18 protein-coding genes, 2 pseudogenes and 1 CRISPR repeat array are annotated in these 23,431 nt (G+C 40.1%); of the genes and pseudogenes, 11 read left to right on the top strand and 9 right to left on the bottom strand.

Going from position 1 to position 23,431, the window contains the following annotated elements:
* The first annotated feature begins 26 nt into the window (after nt 1-26).
* The 3 genes from H6G77_RS14935 to H6G77_RS14925 all read left to right on the top strand — a co-directional run bounded on the left by H6G77_RS14935 (nt 27) and on the right by H6G77_RS14925 (nt 4,684).
* Complete coding sequence (locus H6G77_RS14935) at nt 27-2,240, top strand: hypothetical protein (protein WP_190871942.1); 2,214 nt, start codon at nt 27-29, stop codon at nt 2,238-2,240.
* 392 nt (nt 2,241-2,632) lie between these two features.
* A complete protein-coding gene (locus H6G77_RS14930) occupies nt 2,633-3,418 on the top strand; it encodes a PIG-L deacetylase family protein (RefSeq protein ID WP_190871941.1) in 786 nt (261 codons plus the stop codon).
* 126 nt (nt 3,419-3,544) lie between these two features.
* A complete protein-coding gene (locus H6G77_RS14925; RefSeq protein ID WP_190871940.1) occupies nt 3,545-4,684 on the top strand; it encodes a glycosyltransferase family 4 protein in 1,140 nt (379 codons plus the stop codon).
* Between the two features lie 46 nt (nt 4,685-4,730).
* On the opposite strand, the gene H6G77_RS35350 is transcribed toward H6G77_RS14925, so the two are convergent.
* Nucleotides 4,731-4,913, bottom strand: a complete 183-nt coding sequence (locus H6G77_RS35350; RefSeq protein ID WP_199331499.1) for a hypothetical protein — start codon at nt 4,911-4,913, stop codon at nt 4,731-4,733.
* 240 nt (nt 4,914-5,153) lie between these two features.
* On the opposite strand from H6G77_RS35350, the gene H6G77_RS14915 reads away from it, so the two are divergent.
* Nucleotides 5,154-6,338, top strand: a complete 1,185-nt coding sequence (locus H6G77_RS14915; RefSeq protein WP_190871939.1) for an AGE family epimerase/isomerase — start codon at nt 5,154-5,156, stop codon at nt 6,336-6,338.
* A 19-nt stretch (nt 6,339-6,357) separates the two neighbouring features.
* On the opposite strand, the gene H6G77_RS14910 is transcribed toward H6G77_RS14915, so the two are convergent.
* Nucleotides 6,358-6,966 carry a transposase gene (locus tag H6G77_RS14910; RefSeq protein WP_190589722.1) on the bottom strand — a complete coding sequence of 203 codons (609 nt, stop codon included), beginning with the start codon at nt 6,964-6,966 and terminating at the stop codon, nt 6,358-6,360.
* A 42-nt stretch (nt 6,967-7,008) separates the two neighbouring features.
* On the opposite strand from H6G77_RS14910, the pseudogene H6G77_RS14905 reads away from it, so the two are divergent.
* Nucleotides 7,009-7,248: pseudogene (locus H6G77_RS14905) on the top strand (cytochrome c oxidase subunit 3); the annotation flags it as partial.
* Between the two features lie 392 nt (nt 7,249-7,640).
* Here the strand turns inward: H6G77_RS14905 and H6G77_RS14900 are convergent.
* Nucleotides 7,641-9,632, bottom strand: a complete 1,992-nt coding sequence (locus tag H6G77_RS14900; RefSeq protein ID WP_190589723.1) for an AarF/ABC1/UbiB kinase family protein — start codon at nt 9,630-9,632, stop codon at nt 7,641-7,643.
* Nucleotides 9,633-10,014: 382 nt separating this feature from the next.
* Here H6G77_RS14900 and recN point away from each other — a divergent pair, with 382 nt between their 5' ends.
* The 3 genes from recN to H6G77_RS14885 are packed head-to-tail and all read left to right on the top strand — an operon-like array spanning nt 10,015 to nt 12,541.
* The gene (gene recN / locus H6G77_RS14895; protein WP_190871938.1) at nt 10,015-11,760 is read left to right on the top strand and encodes a DNA repair protein RecN; all 1,746 of its coding nucleotides are present in this window, start codon (nt 10,015-10,017) and stop codon (nt 11,758-11,760) included.
* Nucleotides 11,761-11,807: 47 nt separating this feature from the next.
* A complete protein-coding gene (locus H6G77_RS14890; RefSeq protein ID WP_190589725.1) occupies nt 11,808-12,092 on the top strand; it encodes a hypothetical protein in 285 nt (94 codons plus the stop codon).
* A complete protein-coding gene (locus tag H6G77_RS14885) occupies nt 12,089-12,541 on the top strand; it encodes a PIN domain-containing protein (RefSeq protein ID WP_190589726.1) in 453 nt (150 codons plus the stop codon). The genes H6G77_RS14890 and H6G77_RS14885 overlap by 4 nt, the downstream gene beginning before the upstream one ends.
* Nucleotides 12,542-13,070: 529 nt before the next feature.
* Nucleotides 13,071-15,670: a CRISPR direct-repeat array (repeat unit 37 nt; unit sequence ATTGCAATTCAAACTAATCCCTATTAGGGATTGAAAC).
* A gap of 180 nt (nt 15,671-15,850) precedes the next feature.
* Here the strand turns inward: H6G77_RS14885 and ahcY are convergent.
* On the bottom strand, nt 15,851-17,128 hold the full coding sequence (gene ahcY, locus H6G77_RS14880; protein ID WP_190669780.1) for an adenosylhomocysteinase: 1,278 nt from the start codon (nt 17,126-17,128) through the stop codon (nt 15,851-15,853).
* A 152-nt stretch (nt 17,129-17,280) separates the two neighbouring features.
* Nucleotides 17,281-17,722: pseudogene (locus tag H6G77_RS36605) on the bottom strand (DUF4351 domain-containing protein); the annotation flags it as partial.
* Nucleotides 17,723-17,816: 94 nt separating this feature from the next.
* Between H6G77_RS36605 and H6G77_RS14865 the strand changes: the two are divergent.
* Nucleotides 17,817-18,470 carry a glycoside hydrolase gene (locus H6G77_RS14865; RefSeq protein ID WP_396019787.1) on the top strand — a complete coding sequence of 218 codons (654 nt, stop codon included), beginning with the start codon at nt 17,817-17,819 and terminating at the stop codon, nt 18,468-18,470.
* 82 nt (nt 18,471-18,552) lie between these two features.
* Entirely contained in the window at nt 18,553-19,131 is a 579-nt protein-coding gene (locus tag H6G77_RS14860) for a Uma2 family endonuclease (RefSeq protein ID WP_190589729.1), read from the top strand.
* 140 nt (nt 19,132-19,271) lie between these two features.
* Here the strand turns inward: H6G77_RS14860 and menH are convergent, their stop codons facing one another.
* Complete coding sequence (menH, locus tag H6G77_RS14855) at nt 19,272-20,081, bottom strand: 2-succinyl-6-hydroxy-2,4-cyclohexadiene-1-carboxylate synthase (protein ID WP_190871937.1); 810 nt, start codon at nt 20,079-20,081, stop codon at nt 19,272-19,274.
* A 23-nt stretch (nt 20,082-20,104) separates the two neighbouring features.
* On the opposite strand from menH, the gene H6G77_RS14850 reads away from it, so the two are divergent.
* Nucleotides 20,105-20,623, top strand: a complete 519-nt coding sequence (locus tag H6G77_RS14850; RefSeq protein ID WP_190669788.1) for a dihydrofolate reductase family protein — start codon at nt 20,105-20,107, stop codon at nt 20,621-20,623.
* Nucleotides 20,624-20,653: 30 nt separating this feature from the next.
* Here the strand turns inward: H6G77_RS14850 and H6G77_RS14845 are convergent, their stop codons facing one another.
* The 3 genes from H6G77_RS14845 to H6G77_RS14835 form a co-directional block, all read right to left on the bottom strand.
* The gene (locus H6G77_RS14845; RefSeq protein WP_190589732.1) at nt 20,654-21,106 is read right to left on the bottom strand and encodes a DUF3592 domain-containing protein; all 453 of its coding nucleotides are present in this window, start codon (nt 21,104-21,106) and stop codon (nt 20,654-20,656) included.
* 24 nt (nt 21,107-21,130) lie between these two features.
* Nucleotides 21,131-22,099, bottom strand: a complete 969-nt coding sequence (locus H6G77_RS14840) for a glutathione S-transferase family protein (RefSeq protein WP_190589733.1) — start codon at nt 22,097-22,099, stop codon at nt 21,131-21,133.
* 62 nt (nt 22,100-22,161) lie between these two features.
* The gene (locus H6G77_RS14835) at nt 22,162-23,322 is read right to left on the bottom strand and encodes a hybrid sensor histidine kinase/response regulator (RefSeq protein WP_190589734.1); all 1,161 of its coding nucleotides are present in this window, start codon (nt 23,320-23,322) and stop codon (nt 22,162-22,164) included.
* Nucleotides 23,323-23,431: the final 109 nt, after the last annotated feature.

The following is a 23,431-nucleotide window of genomic DNA, read 5'->3' as shown; positions in this document are numbered from 1 at the left end:
ATTTCAATTTAAATTTTAAGTAGATTATGCCAAAAAATACACATACAAAGTTGAGTAAAATCCATCAACAACTGCATAAATATATTCAAAGAATATTCAAGTTAGGCAATAATCGACAGTTAAAACCAATTTCTTTGATGCTGATGGGACTAGCCGTGATATTTCTGGCTTTTTCCCTTGATATAACTACTGAAACCAGCGTCACAGGAGTAGCAGCTAGTACCTATAAAACTTCTTGGATAGGTAATAGTTTTGGTGGTGGTAAGAAGTGGGTACAAAATAATATTGAAGCAATGTATGTTGCACCCGATGGCACAGTTTATACTAACAGTCATTGGGATGAAGCTGGTAGAGAGGCAGGTATATATAAAGATGGTAATGTAATTGGCGCTGTGGAAGAGACTCACGGCTGGAGTCGCACTGGTGGTAAAGCAGTCACAGCTAATAGTAAATATATTTATATTGCCTTAGCACAAGGCTCAATTGGTAAAACAAAGGATGATTATCCACCGGAAGGGATAACTTGGTATACTGTCAGACGCTATAACTTATCGGGAAAACCAGCACCTTTTAATGGGGGAAGGGGTTGGGATAAAAGTATGCTAATTATCAGTAATCAAAGTGAAGTTACTGGATTAGCAATTGCAGGAAATGAGTTATATGTGAGTGATTCAGCAACGAATAAAATTCGCGTCTACAATAGCGAAACTATGCAAGAACTACGTAGTTTTAGTGTAGTTCGTCCTGGTGCGATCGCTATTGATAAACAAGCAAATCTTTGGGTGATTCACAACCAAAACAAAATTTCCCACTACTCCCCTACAGGTAAGTTATTAGCGTCACAAATTACTAATATTCCTAAACCAACTGCGATCGCCATTGATCATCAAGGTAGACTTTTAGTTGCAGACAACAGTCAGCGTCAGCAAGTATTAATTTACAACATCAAAAATCAGCCTGTACAGGTTGGTACTTTTGGGATGAAAGGCGGAGTTTATGCAGGTACGCCAGGAGAAGTACAACCATTAAAACTATATGGAATTACCGGAGTTGGTGCTGATAGTTCTGGGAATATCTATGTGAATAGCAATGGTTTTAACAACTCAGGTACAGATTTACGCAAGTTTTCTGCATCGGGAAAACCAATATGGCAATTACACGGGTTATTATTTGTGGATAACGCCGATGCAGATCCCAACACCGATGGTTTAGAAGTGTTCACCAAACAAGAACACTACTTGATTGACTATAACCAACCAGCAGGGAAGCAATGGACTTACAAAGCTTACACCTTAAATCCCTTTAAATATCCCCAAGATCCCCGCTTACACACTTCCCCAGATGCTACCTTTGTTCGCCGCATTCAAGGTAAGCGATTTTTGTTTGTGACAAATATGTATGCTAGTTTTATGCAAATTTACCGCTTTGACTCTGCAAAGGATGGTAAGATTGCGATTCCGGCTGGGATGTTTGCTGGGACAAATGGCGGTGGAGAAAAATCAGTTAGCGGAACTTGGCCGCCTTATCAACCAAATAAAGGAGAATGGATTTGGGGCGATCGCAACGGTAACGGTAAATTTGATCAAGGTGAGTATGATCAAAGTGAAGATTATCCCTACTTAGGTGGTTGGTGGGTTGATAGTAAAGGTGATATTTGGAAAACTTTACGCACTCAAGATGGAATTGGGATTCGCCACTATCCCCTACAAGGACTTGATAAGTATGGAAATCCCATCTATAGCTATAGTTCTATGGAGAAGCAGAAAACTCCTAGCATGATTACCGATGTCCGCCGCATCGAATACTTTCCCGAAACTGATACGATGTATTTATCAGGATTTACGGTTGATCATCCTGCGATCGGTGATGATGCTGGAGTCGTTGGTTCCGAAATTCTCCGCTTTGATAATTGGCGTAAAGGAAATAATCCCACACTGCGTTGGCGCGTTGTTGTTCCCCACGACACCACAGGTAAGCGCGAAGTATCAACCGCCGCTATGAGTGTTGCTGGTGATTATGTATTTGCGGTGAAAATGAAAACCGCCGAGGTTTATGTTTACAATGCCAAAACAGGTGCTACTGTCAAAACATTAAAACCAGGCGCAGAAGTCGCAGGCGAAAGTGGTTGGATTGATATACCCCAAGGTATCCGCGCTTTTCGTCGTTCTAATGGGGAATATGTAGTGTTTGTAGAAGAAGATTGGAAAGGGAAAGTAATTATGTATCGCTTCAAAAGTTAGCTTCTCTGCTCAAAATTAGTGTTTTTTAGATACCCGACTTCTTGAAGAAGTCGGGTATCTGTTCATGCAAACCAATCTAGAAAAATTGTATTATACTGCTACCACAATTCAATATTTATTAATAATAGAAATTGCTTTATATTGAATGCTATTTTTTCATCAAATAAATAAACAAATTACCTTCCCTCTAGATCAGAAGTGAATTATCATACTAAATATATTTCACTAGAAACACCGCATAAAGTTTATGTACAGTTGCCAAAAACAAGCTGAAAAAGCAGAAATAAAAAGTATAGAGAATATAGCTCTAATTTAATTGGCTAATCATCATAGATTATCAGTTATTAAAAGCATCGAAAATTAATATACCCAGATTATTTACCTAAATGTATATGAAAATTAAACCTTATTTACAACAATTACAAAAACTAGTACCGAGTATTTTGCTGGAACGGATGCAATATATTCATTCCAACTTAATAACACGTTGGATTTTACTGCAAGGCAGTCAGCAATTAAAATTTAACCAAAAATCTGTGATGGTATTTTCTCCCCACCAAGATGATGAAACATTTGGTTGTGGAGGGATGATTGCTTATAAACGTGAGCAAAATATTCCAGTAATAGTAGTGTTTCTCACCAATGGTCAAGGTTCAAAAGATATAGATACAGAATCGAGAAATAAAATTATTCAAACCCGTAAACAAGAAGCAATTAAAGCCTTAAATATATTGGGTGTAGAGACATCAGCAATTTACTTTTTAGATAAAGCTGATGGGTATTTACAAGCTTTAAACGGTGACGAAAAACAAACAGCGATCGCCCAAATAGCTGAACTCTTAAAACATTATCAACCAGAGGAAGTTTATTTACCCCATCAAAAAGACTGTCACCGAGATCATGAGGCGACATATCCTTTAGTAAAAGCAGCAATTAACCAAGCAGAAATTAATGTTGAAATTTTCCAGTATCCAATTTGGTTATTCTGGAGAGCGCCATTATTTATCATGCTCAAATTATCAGATATAGCCGCCGCGTATAGCTTTTCCATTACCTCAGTACAGCAGAAGAAAAATCAGGCGATCGCAGCCTATACCTCTCAGCTTGAAAGCTTACCTCCTGGTTTTGTTAATCGCTTCTTAGGTACTTATGAGATATTTTTTAAAGTTGAATCTTAATTATTTTGGCTTATTTCTGTCCGTTTTAGTCAGGAAAAATAATATTTTTACTCCTGCCTCCGGTTGGTGAGCGCAGCCGAACCACTGCCTTCTAACTATCAATTACATCTATAGAGAAAAAATCCTATGAAAATCTTACATATTACAAATCACGTCGAAAAAATTGGCAATGGCATTGTTAACGTAGCCGTAGATTTAGCCTGTCTACAATCACAAGATGGACATGATGTAGCTGTTGCTTCGGCTGGCGGTGGATTTGAAATTTTACTAGCACAACATAACGTCAAACATTTTCATCTCAATCAATGCAGACAACCCCTTAACTTAATTAAAGCGGCTTGGCGTTTTAAAGAGATTATCCAGCAATTTCAGCCAGATATTATCCATGCACACATGATGACAGGCGTTGTACTCGCCGGAGTTTTACGCAAAGCTTACAACTATCATTTAGTCTCTACAGTCCACAACGAGTTTCAACGTAGTGCTGTTTTAATGGGATTGGCAGATCGAGTCATCGCCGTCAGCCAAGCCGTATATAATTCTATGGTTCGCCGTGGTATCCCTGAGAATAAATTATGCGTAGTTGCCAACGGCACATTAGGTAGTCCCCGCCACCCCAGCATTCAAGATTACCAACCCCTACCCTTACATAGTCCAGCCATCACCACCGTTGCCGGGATGTATACTCGTAAAGGCATTGCAGAGTTAATCACAGCATTTACAAAAATTGCCCCCAACTTTCCCGCAGCACACTTATATTTAGTTGGTGACGGCCCAGATCGTTCTATCTTTGAAGCAATAGTAAACAACATACCCTGCGGCAAACTACGTCAACGCATTCATTTTGAAGGTTTTCAGCCAGAACCCCAACGTTATATGCTGGCTAGTGATATCTTTGTTTTAGCTTCTTACTGCGAATCTTTTGGTTTAGTCTTAACAGAAGCGCGAGAAGCTGGCTGTGCTATTGTTGCCAGCGATGTAGACGGCATTCCCGAAACATTAGATCATCGTCAAGCTGGCATTCTTGTACCACCAAAAGACAGTCAAACCTTAGCCAATGTTCTCACGCAATTACTTGGTGATCCTGTGCAACTCCAATATTGGCAAAACCGCGCCAAACAAAATTTAGAACGGTTCAAAGCAGCAAGAGTGTATGAAGAAACAATGAATGTGTACCGTGAATTAGTCAAAAACTATAGCACCCGTACCGTTATGAATACACAAGAAGTCTTACTCATCAAAACTCCCACCGCCCCAATGCGTTAAATTAACTGGGAAGTTCTGGTGATGTTGCGATCGCCACGCAATTAGGCTAATTTTGTGGAGACTCATTCAGTTGTTGTTGAAGTTGTTGAACTTCTGCGATCGATAATCCAGTAATACGAGCCACAACTTCAACTGGAAAACCTTCTCGTAAAGAATTATTGGCAATTTCTCTTTGCTTTCTTGCCTCTGCTTCTTCCTGAATTGAACGGTAAATCACAGATTCTTGCATAATGTCTCTCCGTACTAGACTATAAATTACGTTTTGCTCTAATCTTAACCCAGCCAAAATTGCTGAGGCTGCTATCAGATTTGCCTGTATCGTTGAGTCTTCAATTTTTATTGTGAGTAAATCTAAAGTTTGATGAGGTATGGTAGGGCGATCGCTCCCATACTCCCATCGATCATGCTTAATTCACTCTCTGCATGAGATAATTTAACCCTGTTGGTGTTGATACAAGAGCGGAAATTTATGGAGTACGACTTCAAAGCATTGGCGGAACTGTACAAAAACGCACTCCTGAATGACGTACTCCCATTTTGGGAAAACCACTCCTTAGACTTGGAACAAGGCGGTTACTTTACCTGCTTAAATCGGGAAGGCCAAGTTTACGACACCGACAAATTTATCTGGTTGCAAAACCGCCAAGTCTGGACTTTTTCAATGTTGTGCAACCAATTAGAAAAACGCGAAAATTGGCTGGAAATCGCCAGCAATGGTGCAAAGTTCCTCGCCCAACATGGCAGAGATGACGAAGGAAATTGGTATTTTGCCCTCACCCGCGAAGGTCAACCCCTAGTCCAACCTTACAATATTTTCTCTGATTGCTTTGCGGCGATGGCATTTAGCCAATATGCTTTAGCCTCCGGTGAAGAGTGGGCAAAAGATGTGGCAATGCAAGCTTACAATAATGTGTTGCGTCGCAAAGAGCATCCCAAAGGTAAATATACTAAAACTTATCCCGGTACAAGACCAATGAAAGCCTTGGCTGTGCCGATGATTTTAGCTAACCTGACTCTCGAAATGGAATGGTTACTTCCCAGTGAAACTTTAGAGAGTGTTTTAGCCACAACCGTTCAGGAAGTGATGAGTGATTTCCTCGACCAAGAACGAGGATTAATGTATGAAACTGTTGCCCCCGATGGTTCCCACATCAATTGTTTTGAAGGCAGATTAATTAATCCCGGTCACGGTATTGAAGCGATGTGGTTTATTATGGATATCGCCCGCCGGAAAAATGATCTTCAGACAATTAACCAAGCTGTTGATGTGGTGCTGAACATTTTAAATTTTGCTTGGGATGAAGAATACGGCGGCTTGTATTACTTTATGGATGCTGATGGACATCCACCACAGCAATTGGAATGGGATCAAAAGTTGTGGTGGGTACATCTAGAATCGTTAGTTGCATTAGCAATGGGTTATCGCCTGACAAAACGCGCCGCCTGCTGGGAATGGTATGAAAAAATGCACGATTACGCCTGGAAACACTTTGCAGATCCCGAATATGGGGAGTGGTTCGGCTATCTCAATCGGCGTGGAGAAGTATTATTAAATCTCAAAGGCGGTAAATGGAAGGGATGTTTTCATGTACCCCGCGCTTTATACCTATGTTGGCAACAATTTGCGGCTTTGAGTTCTGAGTCTGTCAAATAGTGCTAAGTACAGCTTTGCATTAATTCGTAGCGAATTTCTCCATCATCTGCGCCACTGTATATGACCATTTTATGGGTTGTGCAGAGTCATTGTGGCGAATAATAAAATCGGTGATACGTTGCTGTAATGTATTAAGGTCAGGAAAATCATTCGGAGTCAGTAATTTTCGCTGTAAAACGCTGAACCAAATTTCGATTTGGTCTAACCAAGAAGCGTATTTTGGCAGCCAGACAACTTCGACCGTAAAATTCCAACCTTCCTCTTTTTGTTTCTGATTCAACCAAGCCTGTAATTGTTTTGGTGCATGAGTAGAGCCATTGTCAAGGATTAAATAGATATGGCGTACACCACGACGAATGGCTTCTGGGATTAATCCGGATAGTAGAAAAGTCTGAAAATCGATAAATGTTTTCGTGGGACTACAATAACCATAAATCAAACCCTCAGCAACACTTAAAGCTGCAAAAAGATGTGTTGCTCCTTCCCTGATATATCGGGCTGCAAAATGAACTGGTTGTTCTGCACCTGCTGGTTTATTCGGACGCTTGAAAAAGACTTGGACGACCAGAACGTGGTGCTTCTTCCAGACTACGGGTTTGACACCAACGTTTACGCCACTTACGTACAAGACCTGATGAACACCCTATTTCTCCGGCTATTTGAGCATCCGTCCAATCTGGGTTTTCGTCAACTTTTATCAAAATTTTTGCTCGTCTGGCTTTGCTTTGCCCTGTTTGGTCTACACGTTCTGACTGGTGTGATTCTTCAAATTACGATGCTGGTTCGTTCTTTCCTTCCAGGTAACTATGAAAAAGGTCACTTTGGGGTGAGTGCTGCTACTTTGTTTTGGCACTTTGTTGATATTGTTTGGGTTTTTCTATTCTCGCTTCTATATCTTTGGCAAGCTTAAAAAGTCTTACTCATACCATTTTGGATTTTAGATTTTGGATTTTGGATTGGGAAATTGCTTACTGGTGAGCTTTTCAGTAACCCATTTGTCGCAATCATTTTTCAAATTGGTATCACATAGCAGTTATAAATAATTATTGAACTAAAAGATCCCCGACTTCTTGAAGAAGTCGGGGATCTGCGCCTCTCGATTTTCACAAATCAAATAGGATGGCCATACAACCAGGACTTACGTAAGTGTCACAATTGGTAGTTGGTGCGTGACGCTACCAATGTTATGACTACGTTCAAAGCTTCTCGTTGCGTCACACACCCTACAGAAACAATATGCCAGTTGCGTAAGTCCCAACAACATCTCTACAGGATTTATGGAGTGTATGGCGTATATGCGAGTTAAGCTTTAATTCCTGCTCTTGGCGTTCTGATTTGTTCGATATCTTCTGCTGCTAATAACTCCCGAATTAGATGTGCTAAAGATTTTTGAACTAAACGTGTCCCGATTTGTTGACCTAAACGCTGCACGCCAGGGTTGAATAATAATTGAGCCAACTGAGGAGCCATTTGCATGGGGTCAAAGCCACGGGTTTCTTGCAGAATTTTCAAGATATTTTTGATATGCTCTAAGGTCTGCTGTTGTTCGACTGTGGCGGCTGGTGTTTCGTTGACTGCTGTTAAACCTACCTGTTCGCGCAGTAAATAGGTGAAGTTGTGCATCACGTTTTTACCGACAGCGTTAACTCCGTTGACAAATTCATCTACTAATCTGTCACGAATAAATGCACCTCGTTCAGAAGAGAGAAAATCTAAACCTTGATTTAACACTAAATTAAAGTCGTAATCTTCATTATTTCGCGCATTTCGTAACAAGTTTTCTAAACGATTCCACCGGAATTTGCCTTCTTTAAACAGTAAATCTCGCAGTGATGTTCTCAGTTGTGGTGCGGGGTCGGTTAACAGGCGCTTGGAAACGTAAGGATAAGCTTCGCTGAGAACTTTGAAGTTAGGATCAATAAAGATTGCTATTCCTTCTAAAGTGACCAGGGAGCGAATAATTAAAGCGTAGTAGGGAGGAACGCGGAAGGGATATTCATACATTAAAGCTGAGAGTTCATCGGTGATGCTTTTAATGTTGAGTTCGGCGACACTCGCACCTTGAGCATCAGCAAATACTCTGGCAAATGCGGGGATAATTGGGGTTAAGTCTGTATCTGGTGTTAAAAAGTCTAGTTTGACGTAATCTTGTGCTAAACCTTCAAAATCACGGTTGACTACGTGAACGATCGCCTCAATTAAACCATATCTCTGGGGCGGCTGAATCTCGCTCATCATCCCAAAGTCGAGATAGGCTAATTTTCCATCGGGTGTGGCTAACAAGTTCCCTGGATGGGGGTCAGCATGGAAAAAGCCATGTTCTAAAAGTTGCCGCAGCGAACACTGCACCCCAACTTCAATTAAATAACGTGCATCTATACCTTGGGCAGCAATTTCGGCTGCTTGCGTTAGTTTTGTACCGTTAATCCATTCCATCGTCAGTACACGACGATTGGTATATTCCCAGTAAATTTTCGGGATATATATGTCTCTAATATGACCATATAACTGAAAGAAACGCTCGGCATTTTCACCTTCATGGATATAATCCATTTCTTCAAAAATGCGATCGCCTAATTCATCTAAAATACCAACTAAATCACTCCGCACTCGTTTGACGTTTCTTTGTACCCAACCAGCAATGCGGCGCAAAATATACAAATCAATCGTAATTCTTTCTCTTAAATCCGGGCGTTGCACTTTGACAGCAACTTCTTCACCAGTTTTCAGTTTACCTTTATAAACTTGTCCCAAGGAAGCGGCGGCAATGGGCTGTGCGGATAATTCTACATAAATTTCTTCTGGTGGTGCGCCCAGTTCTTCTTCAATAAACTGGTAAGCAATTTCATTAGGGAATGGCGGTAACTGGTCTTGGAGTCTGGTTAGTTCTTCTAAATATGTCGGCGGAACTAAATCAGGTCTGGTAGATAAGGCTTGACCAATTTTGATGTAAGCAGGCCCTAGTCGCGTTAATAACTCCCGTAACTGCACAGCGCGACGACGGTCATTTTTGATGACGACTCCGCGTTTGCTGTCCCACCACAAACCGAAGAAAAAAGCCAAGGTCGGACGCAGTACAGTAATAATTCGTTGTAAAACCTGTAGAGGTCGGCTTTGATAATGTTCCGCTATTTCTGCGGCGTTATATTTCACTGCTTCCGGTTCGGTACTTGGAATCAGCCGATTGGGCGATCGCACAACTAAAGCTGGTGTACCATTGTCTGATACTACTTCAGTCTTATATATTTCACCCTCAATCGTTTGGGAGGTTGGGGGAAGTGTCTTAACCATCATGAAGAAAGCCACCAGTCAAATGAAACATGTTAAGTATTGTAACAATATGTTTTGCTGTCCACATCCCTAAAATTGGGGATCAGCTTAATTAGCATTTTCCGCATAATATAGCTGTGGCTACTAAGACTCAAAATATTTATTTACACCAGCAGAGGCAAAGGCTAGGTTTGCTACACTGAAAACGTACTAGTTCCATTTTAAGTGCTGAGTAGAAAGTGCTGAGGAGCCAGTGCGTTGCGGAGGTTCCCTCCGTTGTAGCAACTGGCGTTGCTGAGTCAGGGCAATGAGCGCCTACGGCACTTTTGATTATTAATATTATTCTGGCTAACAAAACACTCAGCACTCAAAACTCAGCACTCAGCACTAACGAGGGAGAAGCTTGATGTTGCTTGGTCTGCGAATAGAAAACTTTGCCCTGATTGACCAACTGGAACTAGAATTTGGCGTTGGGTTAAATGTTTTGACAGGTGAAACCGGCGCGGGAAAATCGATTATTTTAGATGCGATTGATGCAGCCTTGGGTGGTAAAGTTTCCAGTCGCGTTATCCGCACTGGCACAACCCGCGCAATGGTAGAAGCCACTTTTAAATCTCATCATGCCCTAGCCGCTTGGTTAACGGAACAAGAAATCGATTTAATTGATGATCACTCAGTAGTAATTAGTAGAGAAATTACCGCCACAGGTAGTAATATCCGCAGTCGATCGCGGGTGAATGGTGTATTAGTGAATCGGCAAATCATGGTAGGATTGCGCGATCGCCTCGTGGAAATTACCGCCCAAGGTCAAACAGTCCAAGTTGGACAACCAGCCCAAGTCCGGGAATGGTTAGATGTGTATGGTGGCGATGCTTTAATTCATCAGCGTCAAGTGATTGCCACAGCTTATCATGCTTACCAACAAGCCCATCTTGCTCTAGAAAAACGCCGCACATCCGAACGGGAACGTCTGCAACAACTCGACTTGCTGACTTATCAAGTGCAGGAATTATCCACCGCCAACCTCAGCGAACCGCAAGAATTAGAACAACTGACCCAAGAACGGGAACGCTTAAATCACGTTGTTGACTTGCAACAGATGAGTTACAAAATCTATCAGGCTTTGTATCAAAACGACGGTGATACACCAGCCGCAGCCGACTTACTCGGAGATAGTGAAGCCACCTTAAACGATATGGTGGAATATGATAGCCAACTGCAATCATTATTAGAATTAGTGAGAGATGCTCAAACCGCAGTTGTGGAAGTTGGACGACAAATTAACGCTTATGGGGATAGTTTAGAAGCTGACCCCCAAAGATTGGAAGAAGTCGAAGAAAGAATCCGAGAATTAAAGCAAATTTGCCGCAAGTACGGGCCGACACTCACAGAAGCGATCGCTTATTATCAACGTATCCAACAAGAATTAGCCGAACTCAACGACAGTGAACAATCGATTGAAAGTTTAGAACAGCAAGAAAAAACTTGTTTTGATAAACTGACCCAAGCTTGTCAAAAGTTAACTAAACTGCGCCGTCAAGCTGCGAATAATTTAGAGTCGCGGTTGATTGCAGAACTCAAACCCCTGGCGATGGAAAAAGTACAATTCCAAGTGGAAATAGTACCCATCGTTCCCACGGCGGCGGGTGCAGATAAAATTACCTTTGTGTTCAGTCCCAACCCTGGCGAACCATTGCAACCATTGACCGAAATTGCTTCTGGTGGGGAAATGAGCCGCTTTTTACTAGCACTGAAAGCTTGTTTTTCGCAAGCAGACTCCGCCGAAACATTGGTATTTGATGAAATCGATGTCGGTGTTTCTGGGAGAGTTGCCCAAGCGATCGCTGAAAAATTATACCAACTCGGTCAACACCATCAAGTATTGTGCGTGACGCACCAACCCTTAGTAGCAGCAATGGCTGACCGTCATTTCCGGGTAGATAAGCAAATTATTACCCAAGGTAAAGGTAAAAAAGCTAACAATGGCAGCACAGAACAGCGTACCGTTGTCCGAGTTACTTATTTAGATAATATTAGTACGCGCCGGGAAGAACTAGCGCAGTTAGCTGGGGGTAAATCTGCCACAGATGCGATCGCTTTTGCTGAGTCTTTGTTATTGCAAGCCGCTAACCACCGCCGCCGCGAAAGTTGACCATGAAATTTAACGCACCTGCATATAGTAGTCAAAATTAGGAATGTATGACATTAACCCTTAATCTCTCACCAGAGTTAGAACAGTATCTTGCACAAGAAGCCACTCAGCAAGGGCTTTCAGTAGAAGCATTAGCATTGCAGCTTTTGACAAATTCTATCCTACTGAAGCAAAAACAAGCCCAAGCAGTTAACTTACTTCAGTCGTGGATAGATGATGAGGATGGAGAGGAACAGCAGGAAACAGGTCAATATTTGATTCATGCTTTAGATAATGATCGGCTGTCAGAACGCAAGTTATTTCCGTCTGAGCTCAAAGGTATAACTTGGTGAGTCGAGTTATTGTGTTAGATACAGGAGTGCTTGGTTTAGTTACCAATCCCAAGCTTTCTAATGAGGGTGTTGCTTGTACTCAATGGCTCCAATCTCATGTTACATTGGGAAGCCGTATTATTATTCCAGAGATTGCAGATTACGAGGTGCGCCGCGAATTATTACGAGCGAATAAGACCAAAGGTATTGCTCGTCTAGATAATTTAGCTAAATTTCTTGAGTATTTGCCACTGACAACAACTGCAATGCGTCAAGCAGCTGAATTTTGGGCGCAAGCTCGTCAGCAAGGACAGCCAACAGCAGGTGACAAAACGATTGACGGTGATATGATTCTAGTGGCTCAAGCAATAGTTCTCGGAATTCCAGATATTGTAATTGCGACAACAAATGTGGGTCACTTGTCGAGATTTGTAGTAGCCGAGTTGTGGCAAAACATTACTTGCAGTTGATTACTACCTAATACTGCTTTAGCACAGACAATACATAATCCTCTATCTTAAGAGAAGTTGAGGCGATCGCTTTTGCTGAGTCTTTGTTATTGCAAGCCGCTAACCACCGCCGCCGCGAAAGTTAACTCAGCAGCAATTGTAGGAACTGGCTTGATTTTTGAAATTATCTTTAAAGGCTGGGAGTAGGAAAGAGGATTTTTTTGGTGTACTGTATTTTTTATGCAAATCCAATGTTGTTCCTAATAGATCACCGACTTTTTGAAAAAGTCAGGGATCTGAACAGTACTACAAAATTAGTCAAAATGCGCGGATGGGTGGGTGTACAAAATCGCCCTTGAATCAGAATGGCTGGATTCCTTGGAGAGTAAGGTTTTGCAGAAAAATTTAATTAAAATCGTCCGCGCACCTTACGCAGTATGAGTTTCAGCGATTTCATGTAAATCAATTGACATTCCACCATGTTAAAATTATCCCATCCGCGAAACCGCACCTTGAAAACTAAATATAGTAAGCTTTTCCGGCTCCCGCGATTGCAATTCAAACTAATCCCTATTAGGGATTGAAACTTATACTTATACCCTGGAGCAAATAAAGATAGTCCGATTGCAATTCAAACTAATCCCTATTAGGGATTGAAACTTGTTGATAGTAATCTAGTAAAAGGTAGACGCAATTTAAATTGCAATTCAAACTAATCCCTATTAGGGATTGAAACATTGAAACTGAATAAGGCGTATATTAGCTCTAATTTATTGCAATTCAAACTAATCCCTATTAGGGATTGAAACTAATTTTTCTAAAACTTGCGGTATTTTTGTTTTTAATTGCAATTCAAACTAATCCCTATTAGGGATTGAAACAACCAAGGACAGTTTCTAGGGAGAGTGATTCACGAATTGCAATTCAAACTAATCCCTATTAGGGATTGAAACGCAAAGGATTCCACGGTTGCCCGTCAAACAATACTATTGCAATTCAAACTAATCCCTATTAGGGATTGAAACTTGCTACTTCCAAAAAAGCCCGTTCTGGTGATCGATTGCAATTCAAACTAATCCCTATTAGGGATTGAAACTAATGAACGCAATCAAGTAATTAACAATCAGGCGCAATTGCAATTCAAACTAATCCCTATTAGGGATTGAAACAGCAAAAAATTCTCACTACAAAAACAATTATTGAAATTGCAATTCAAACTAATCCCTATTAGGGATTGAAACCTCAAATCGGTAAGGATTTTCAAAAACAGATTTTAGATTATTGCAATTCAAACTAATCCCTATTAGGGATTGAAACAACATTTCAATTGTTCAGAGTTTGGAAATTGTGGAGTATTGCAATTCAAACTAATCCCTATTAGGGATTGAAACGCGCTGCTGTTTCCTGGTGACCCGGTAAGAGATTGCAATTCAAACTAATCCCTATTAGGGATTGAAACCCGCCAAATAAAGATAATTGACCTTCATTGGAACGATTGCAATTCAAACTAATCCCTATTAGGGATTGAAACCAAAGTATTCAACCACTACAAGTTTTTTACCTCTAGGATTGCAATTCAAACTAATCCCTATTAGGGATTGAAACGATTTAGGCGGCGCTAAATGCCAAATAGCCTACGAAAAGAATTGCAATTCAAACTAATCCCTATTAGGGATTGAAACATTGATGACGCGGAAAGATATGGTAGGGCTAATGGAATTGCAATTCAAACTAATCCCTATTAGGGATTGAAACTAGCCGAAATCGTAGCACCTGCGGCGTGACTCCTAGAATTGCAATTCAAACTAATCCCTATTAGGGATTGAAACTACAGCGATTTTATATATGGGTTAGGCGAGTTTGTCACATTGCAATTCAAACTAATCCCTATTAGGGATTGAAACAGATTGATATCTTTGTGCTGCTTTTCTTCTAGGTGGATTGCAATTCAAACTAATCCCTATTAGGGATTGAAACTTATGAATTTAAATCCTTACCAGACTCAGCAGTTAGATTGCAATTCAAACTAATCCCTATTAGGGATTGAAACGTCTGTGCATAGATTACAAAATCCTCCGCTGTAGCATTGCAATTCAAACTAATCCCTATTAGGGATTGAAACAATGAATTAGGAACCTATAAGAATGGAATTCCTAGATTGCAATTCAAACTAATCCCTATTAGGGATTGAAACCTGTGCCTTTTGCGGAAGCCGCTAAACCTACATAAGCATTGCAATTCAAACTAATCCCTATTAGGGATTGAAACGTGGATTAAAGAGGGAACCGTAAACCAGGAACTAGATTGCAATTCAAACTAATCCCTATTAGGGATTGAAACAGCCACGATTGAACTACGCGAAAAAGAGATAGAACCACTAGGATTGCAATTCAAACTAATCCCTATTAGGGATTGAAACATTTGTATATTTGTACAGCGATCGCTGATCTTTTTATTGCAATTCAAACTAATCCCTATTAGGGATTGAAACCAATGCTCATACGAGTTTCGCCCGACTCCGCCACGATAATTGCAATTCAAACTAATCCCTATTAGGGATTGAAACAGGTGGGAATTGGAGGGTGGTAGTGCTGGATTAAGATATTGCAATTCAAACTAATCCCTATTAGGGATTGAAACTACTTTTCTCAACTATAACAAAGGGATACGATTAATTGCAATTCAAACTAATCCCTATTAGGGATTGAAACTTACCGAAGGCGGATTACCAAAAGGCAAACAAAAGTCGAAATTGCAATTCAAACTAATCCCTATTAGGGATTGAAACTTTGACACAAGCGATCGCCGTGCCACATGTAATATTGCAATTCAAACTAATCCCTATTAGGGATTGAAACCCGCCATTTCGCTGGTATTAGGCTTATCTGTGCGTACCGCAATTGCAATTCAAACTAATCCCTATTAGGGATTGAAACTGCATTTTCACCCAGTAATTTACCTGCCAGCGTAATTGCAATTCAAACTAATCCCTATTAGGGATTGAAACCTGCGATCGCAAGATAGCTTCGTCTCGTTCGGATTGCAATTCAAACTAATCCCTATTAGGGATTGAAACATTATCGCTCATGGAAATTTTCAAGAGTTAGTAAATGATTGCAATTTAAACGATGAATTGTCTCACACAGAGGCACAGACGCGACAAGGCGTTTTATGTTTGAGTCCATGAAATTTCATCTCTTGATTCAGCAATGCCAAGTCTTTATTAGTCAGACGATGGAGTTAATTATTCAAGGTGTTGGCAAAAATTAAAACGGGATAGGCGAACCTATCCCGTCAACATATACTAGCGTTTAAACTTTAACGCTGAGTTTAAGTTCCACTAGTCCAAGAGTTGATGTACTCAATTTGATCTGGTGTCAAGCTATCGATATAAATGCCAATAGCTTCCAACTTCAACCGCGCAATTTCTTGATCTACCTCAGTAGGAATCGAGTGTAAACCAGGTTCCAATTTACCTTGATTCTTCACCAAGTATTCACACGCCAAGGCTTGGTTTGCAAAACTCATATCCATTACCGCGCTAGGATGTCCTTCGGCGGCGGCGAGGTTGACTAAGCGTCCTTCACCCAAAACAATCACTGATTTACCACTCTTCAGTTTATATTGTTCGGTAAAGGGGCGGACTAGCTTAATTTCTTCAGCTTGACTAGCCAAATATTTCAAGTCAAGTTCGATATCAAAGTGACCGGAGTTACAAACGATCGCACCATCTTTCATAACATCGAAATGTTCACCGCGAATGACGTGCTTGTTACCAGTTACGGTAATAAACAAATCACCTTGGGGTGCAGCTTCAGCCATTGGTAAAACGCGGAAGCCATCCATCACCGCTTCAATTGCTTTGATGGGGTCAATTTCGGTGACAATCACGTTTGCACCCAAACCACGGGCGCGTAATGCAGTACCTTTACCGCACCAGCCATAACCAGCAACAACAATAGTTTTGCCAGCTAAGAGAATATTTGTCGCACGGATAATCCCATCCAGGGTTGATTGTCCTGTACCGTAGCGATTATCAAAGAAATGCTTGGTGTCTGCGTCGTTAACATTCACAGCCGGGAAGGTGAGAACGCCATCTTTGAACATCGCGCGTAAACGCACAATTCCGGTTGTGGTTTCTTCTGTTGTCCCAATTAAATCAGCAATTTGATGTTGACGCTGCTGAACTAGGGTAGCAACCACATCACTACCATCATCAATAATAATGTTAGGACGGTGGTCTAAAGCAATTTGGACGTGGCGGTTATAGGTTTCGTTGTCTTCGCCTTTGATAGCAAAAACGGGAATTTCATGATCAACAACAAGACTAGCAGCTACATCGTCTTGAGTTGATAAGGGGTTACTCGCAATTAACACTGCATCTGCACCGCCAGCTTTGAGCGCAATGGCTAGATGTGCTGTTTCGGTGGTGACGTGGGCGCAAGCCACAAGACGCAGCCCAGCAAAAGGTTTTTCTTGGGCAAAGCGATCGCGGATTTGCCGTAAAACTGGCATTTCCCGTCCAGCCCATTCAATGCGCTGTCTTCCCAAGGGAGCGAGGGCGAGGTCTTTAACCTCGTGCTTTAATCGGGGAGAAGTTGCGGTCATAAGTTCCTCAAAAACGTAAAAAATGTACGTAAATATCGGTTACGTACTTTATTTAGTTTATTGTACGACTAGGATTTTTGGGTTGTTTAGTTCGGATTTAGAATTGGAGTGCATGAAAGGCGATCGCTCCTGAGTTTCATCTATCGCTTGTCTAACCAAGCCTGTAAATCAGCCAAATTAGTAAAATCTAACAATGCTTCGCTTACCTCTTCCAGAACAGGCAAAGGCAAACCAGCAATCTTAGAGCGCATTTCTTCCGATAATTCGCCAAACCGCTTGGTTAAGTAGTTAAACATAATTAATTACACAAAGTCATTGCGAATGGAGCGAAGCGAAATGAAGCAATCGCAAGGGCTGGGATTGCTTCGCTTCGCTCGCAATGACTGTAATTAATTTTGCGTGGTTACTTAGCAATCGAAGAATCAGATTAACTGTTGCTTGTTCTCGACCTTCTTCACGCCCTTGTTCTCTGCCCTCTTCACGTCCTTCTTCTTTAATTTCTCGGTAAACTCTGGTTTCTTTGAGTGTAATTCCCAGCATTGACTCAACCTCCGTTCTGGTTAATTGTTCAAACTTGTACACCATAATCGTGAGAAATGTAACCAGTGTTGCATTAGTTAGTATTGAAGAAAGTCAAGTGAGGAGTCGGATTCTGAAAAAGTTTGAATTGAAAGGGGTTGAAAAATTAATTGGGCCGATCGCGGCGCTACTGGCTTTTATATGCTTGTTACAGTGGTATATCTTTGGAGACTTGCGATCGCCTTCTGATCCTGTCTTTAATGATAATCAACCACCGCTAGTTATGAAAGGCGGCGACCCCTATATCCGCGCCTTGATGCGAACCATTTCCGCCAGCGAAGCTAATGGGAACCGTCCCTACTCTCTGTTGTATGGTGGACAACAAGTTACAGACTTAAGTCGTCACCCAGAAATCTGCGTCACTATCGTTACCGGGCCAAACACAGGTAATTGTTCTACAGCTGCGGGCAGATATCAAATTATCAATACTACTTGGTTTAATATCGCACCCCGATATCATCCCAGCCCAGCGAGAATGGTGTTTTGGACTTCTTATAGTTTTGAACCAGAATTTCAAGATGTAGTAGTTTATCGTTGGTTAAACGATAATCAAGTTTGGGGTGTGGATATTTCTAAACTTTTGCGTCAAGGCAAAATAAATGATGTTTTACGCCGTTTATCTCCGACTTGGACAAGTTTAGGATATGGAATTGAAACAAATTCTATCAGTAGTTCTTTACCTAAGATTTATCAGAAAATGTTAAAAGAAGAATTAGCCGCAGCTAATCAATCAACATCAGTAAATGTCGCACCAACTCCTTAAGTAAACTCCCTTTAATGTTAATATGAAGATGCGTTATCTGTCTTGAATTTTTCAGTCAATGATTAAAAATGGTAGTCTTACAATGACAGCAATAACATTAAATCTTGATTCTGTAATTAAACTCACAAGAGAGGAATTTTACCGCCTATGTACAGAAAATCCAGATTTAAAATTAGAACGCAATGTTCAGGGAGAATTAATTATTATGCCCCCAACGGGAGGAGAAACAGGCAGAAGTAATGTTAATTTAATTCTGCAAGTCGCTTTGTGGAATGAACAAACACGAGCTGGAGAAGTTTTTGATTCTTCTACTGGATTTACTTTACCAAATGGTGCTGACCGTTCTCCTGATGTTTCTTGGGTAGAAAAATCTCGTTGGGATGCTTTGAGTAAAGAACAAAGAGAAAGGTTTATTCCCTTGTGTCCAGATTTTGTCATTGAGATTATGTCACCATCTGATTCTTTGGCAAAAATTCAAGCTAAAATGACTGAATATATGGCAAATGGCTGCCGATTAGGTTGGTTATTTAATCGCAAGCAACAAGAAGTAGAAATATATCGTCCAGGACGAGAGGTGGAAGTTTTAAAATCGCCTCAAGTTCTTTCTGGTGAAAATGTATTATCTGGATTTGTCATCAATCTGCAAAAAATTTGGTCTTAAAGATATTCCTGGACAAATAAAGAGTAATTAACCGCCGATAGACGCAGCGAAAAGTTGCGTGGGCGGCTCTGCCGACTTGAGCAAACTTTTCAAGACAGATGGACGCAGATATTTTTTACATCAACAGGCTATAAATTTAATTATCCTGCTAAAAAGTCTTGAATATACTGCACAAATTCTGGAGTATTTTCTAAATGAATATTATGAGCAGAATTACTAATTATTTTTAATTGAGCAAATGGGCATTTTATCGCCATTTCTGTATTGATATTGATAAACTTATCATCATTATGACCTACTAGTAAAAGCAAAAAGACTGTATTCTTTTCGAGTTTATGCCATAACGACAGTTGACTACCTGTCCCCATAATTCTGAGTGATTTAGCTAACTCAAGCGGTTGATTTTGTAATCGGCTGGCTAACATTCTGTCAAATCCTGGATGATTTTTGATAGAACCAAAAATTGGCTGATTATACCAGTTTAATAAAAATTCTCGAAATTCACTCTTAGAAACACATCTTAAGAGTTTTCTGGCTATTTGTTCATCTTTTTTAATTCTTTCTATTCGTTCTTGTTCTGTAACTAAACCTGGAGATGCTGATTCTAAGATAACTTTGTCAAAACGCTCAGGAAAATATAAAGTTAGGTATAAGGCTAATCTTCCACCCATTGAATAACCAACTAAAAAGCATTTGGGTATATGCAATTCATCTAATAAATTAATTAATGCTTGAGCAGTTTGTTCAATGTTATAGTATTTATCTTCACCAAATACTTGAGTTTTACCATGTCCGGGAAGGTCAACAGTGAGATAAGAAAATTCTGTACCCAGAAGTTGTATAACTTCGTCAAATTCATCTAGCTGACCAATAAAACCATGTAGAAAAATAATATATGGTTTATTTGGATGGCTAACTAATTGATAGTGAAATTTATAATTTTCTCCCATACTATTAAATTTATACAAATTTTATGCGAAAAATTAGTTTATTTATTGCGTCTAGCCTTGATGGATATATTGCTAGAGAATCAGGGGAAATAGATTGGCTATTTACAGACCAAGACTATGGTTACTCTGAGTTTATTGCTGAAGTTGATACATTAATTATGGGTCACAAGACTTATCAGCAAGTACTGGGTTTTGATGAATATCCATACAGTGAACAAGAAGTTTTTGTACTTTCTCATACTCTGCAAGGTAAAGCAGAGAATAACGCAATATTTATCAATGATGATTGGGTTAATTTTATAACAAATTTACGTCAATCTCGTGGTGGTGTGATTTGGTTAGTTGGCGGAGGGCAGACAATTCATTATTTTTTACAGCATAATTTGATTGATGAGATAATTCTCTCAATTCATCCCATTATTTTAGGCAGTGGGATTCCATTAATTATTAAGGACTCAAGTATCGCTACAAAACTGGAGTTGCGAAATGTGAAAAGTTATGATTCAGGGTTAGTGCAAGTTACGTATAATGTGAAAAGTTAAGATTAATATTATCAGCGATCGCTCTCTGTTTTAGCTTCTAGGTAGGAATGATTTTATTAATGGGATTCCCCCAATTACAACAAACAGTGAACCCATACCAATAAACATTGTAGGTAAAAACCATAAATCAAACCAAGAGTGAATTGCAGCAGATTCTGGCTCTTGGGGATTGTAGAGAATTTTTACTTGTTGTCCTGGAGAATATGCTGGGGGGTTACTGCCGCTACCAGCTTCAAATTCTACTACTTTACCAGAATTTGCTGTAAATTTGATGACTGGGTAATAAATAGTAGAAGAACGCCCTTTACTATCTCTAGATTTATGTTTAACTACGTTAATCACAGTTCCTTGGGCGGGGATAGAATTTTTGGAGAAACTGCGAGTATCTATAGCAATGATGATACCTGTGATCAAAAAAATACTACCAATCCCCGCAAATATAGAACCAAATATGCGAAAAAAGGTGACATCTTGATTTGGCATATATTTGAGACTTGAGTAAAATATCTAGATTTGGCGATCGCGGCATTTATAAGGTAAGTCAAAATTAATTATCGGGCCTACTGGCATCACTCCACTCGGATTTAATTCTGGTAGACCTACATAATACAGTTGTTTGATATGACTAATATTACACCATTGTTTCACACCAGGATATTGATATAGCTCCCGGCAATAATTCCAGAGATTGGGATATTCCACTAACCGCTTCAAGTTACACTTAAACAAGCTATAATATGCTAAATCATATCTAAACAAAGTCGTAAACATACACCAATCGGCTAAGGTAATTTCTTCACCGCAGAGATATGGCTGTTTACCTAAAACATTTTCCCAATGTTCCATAGCCAAGAATAATTCTTTCATGGCTTGTTCATAAGCCGTTTGGGTTGTGGCAAAACCAACGCGATACACACCATTATTGATCGGCTGGTAAATAGCATCAATGGTTTTATCAATGACAGCTTGTAGGGATTTGGGATAAAAATCAACCATTTTCTCAGCAAAGAAATTAAATTCTGTATTTAATATTTGGATAATTTGCCGAGATTCATTATTGATAATGCTGTTTGTATGTTTATCCCACAGTACTGGAACGGTAACTCTTCCGGTATAAGTGGGATTTGCCTTGGTGTAAATTTGCCAAAGATAATCAGCTTGGTTAACTTTGTCTCGAATACATCCTTGTTTATCCGAAAATTTCCATCCTTGTTCACTAATTACAGGGTCAACGATAGAAAGACCAATCACTTTTTCTAACCCTTTTAAAGCACGTAATAAAACAGTGCGATGCGCCCAAGGACAACCTAAAGAAACATACAAATGATATCTATCGGCTTCTGCTCTAAATCCACTAGCGCCATCTGCGGTAATTTTATGATGAAACTGTGTTGGCATTCGCTGAAATTCGCCTTTCTCATTCCGTTCTGTCCAGACAGTTGTCCATTGTCCGTTAACTAATCTACCTAATGCCATATTTTTTCCCTATATTAATTGATGGAATGATTTGGCGATAGTTTAACAGACTTTTTTGGCGTTTACAGCTTAATCAAAGGTAGAGTGACGATAAAAGTTGTGCCGACTCCTACCTCGCTGTTGAGCATAATTTCGCCGTTATGGGCATCGACACACTTTTTTACAATTGCCAAACCTAAGCCAGTCCCAGGAATTCCCCCGACGTTTTCGGCACGTTGGAAAGGTTGGAACATCCGCTTTTGGTCTTGTTTCGGGATACCGATTCCCCAATCTTGAAACCGGAACATGACGGAGTTTTCTTGGCTAATTAGTTCAAACTGAATTTTGCCATTAGGTAGAGAATATTTAATGGCATTGCCTAATAAATTGCCTAGAATGTGGCGTAGTAGAGTTTCATCCCAAACTGCTTCAGCTAATTCTCCATAACTGGTAAATACCAGATTTAAATTTTTTTCTTTGATATTTAATTGCGCTTCATAAACTAATTGGCGACAAAATCCTTCTAAATCTAATGGCTCAAGGTCACAGGGAAATTTCCCAGAGTCAACCCTATCAATTACAGACACTTCGTCTAACATTCGCGCCATGTTCTTAATAGCTGCGCGAATCATTTGTAAATGATTGCGTTTTTTTTCTTGAGTTAATTTATCTTCGTTATTTTGAAGTAATCCGGCGGCTAAGAGGATAGTATTTAGCGGTTGACGAATATCATGAGAAAGCATGGAAACTAATTCTGATCTGAACTGGTTAATTTCGTTAGCTTTCACTAGTTCGGCGGTACTTTCTTTAACTTGTACTTGTAATGTTTGATTAACTTGGCGTAATGTTTCTAAAAGCTGTTTACGCTCGATCGCATAACAGATAGAACGAACTAAGGTATGAACATTGACTTGGCGCTTGACTAAATAATCTTGCGCTCCTTCTCTGACTGCTTCAATCGCTAGTTCTTCGTCGTTAGTATTTGTGAGTACCACAATTGGCACGCTGGGCGCACAATTAATCAAGACTGGCAAAGATGATAATCCTTGACTGTCGGGTAGAGTCAAGTCAAGTAATATGATGTCGTAATCGCTGCTTTTGAGTTTATTGATTGCTTCTTGTAATCGCTTGACATGAACTAGCACAAATTCTTTAGCGTCGGCTTGCTGCAAAAACTCTTGCAATAACCTAGCTTCTGCCAGATTGTCTTCAATTAACAAGATTTTTACTAAGCTTCCAGCCATAGTTTTTTATTTCAAGCCCTGGGAAGGGGGAGTAGGGAGTGGGGAGTAGGGAGTGGGGAGTAGGGAGTAGGGAGTAGGGTAAATTTCTCCTCTGCACCCATGCACCCTT

Source organism: Aulosira sp. FACHB-615, assembly GCF_014698045.1.
GTDB lineage: Bacteria > Cyanobacteriota > Cyanobacteriia > Cyanobacteriales > Nostocaceae > Nostoc_B.
The sequence above is the reverse complement of the archived record's forward strand: the minus strand, read 5'-3'. Positions and strand labels throughout refer to the sequence as shown.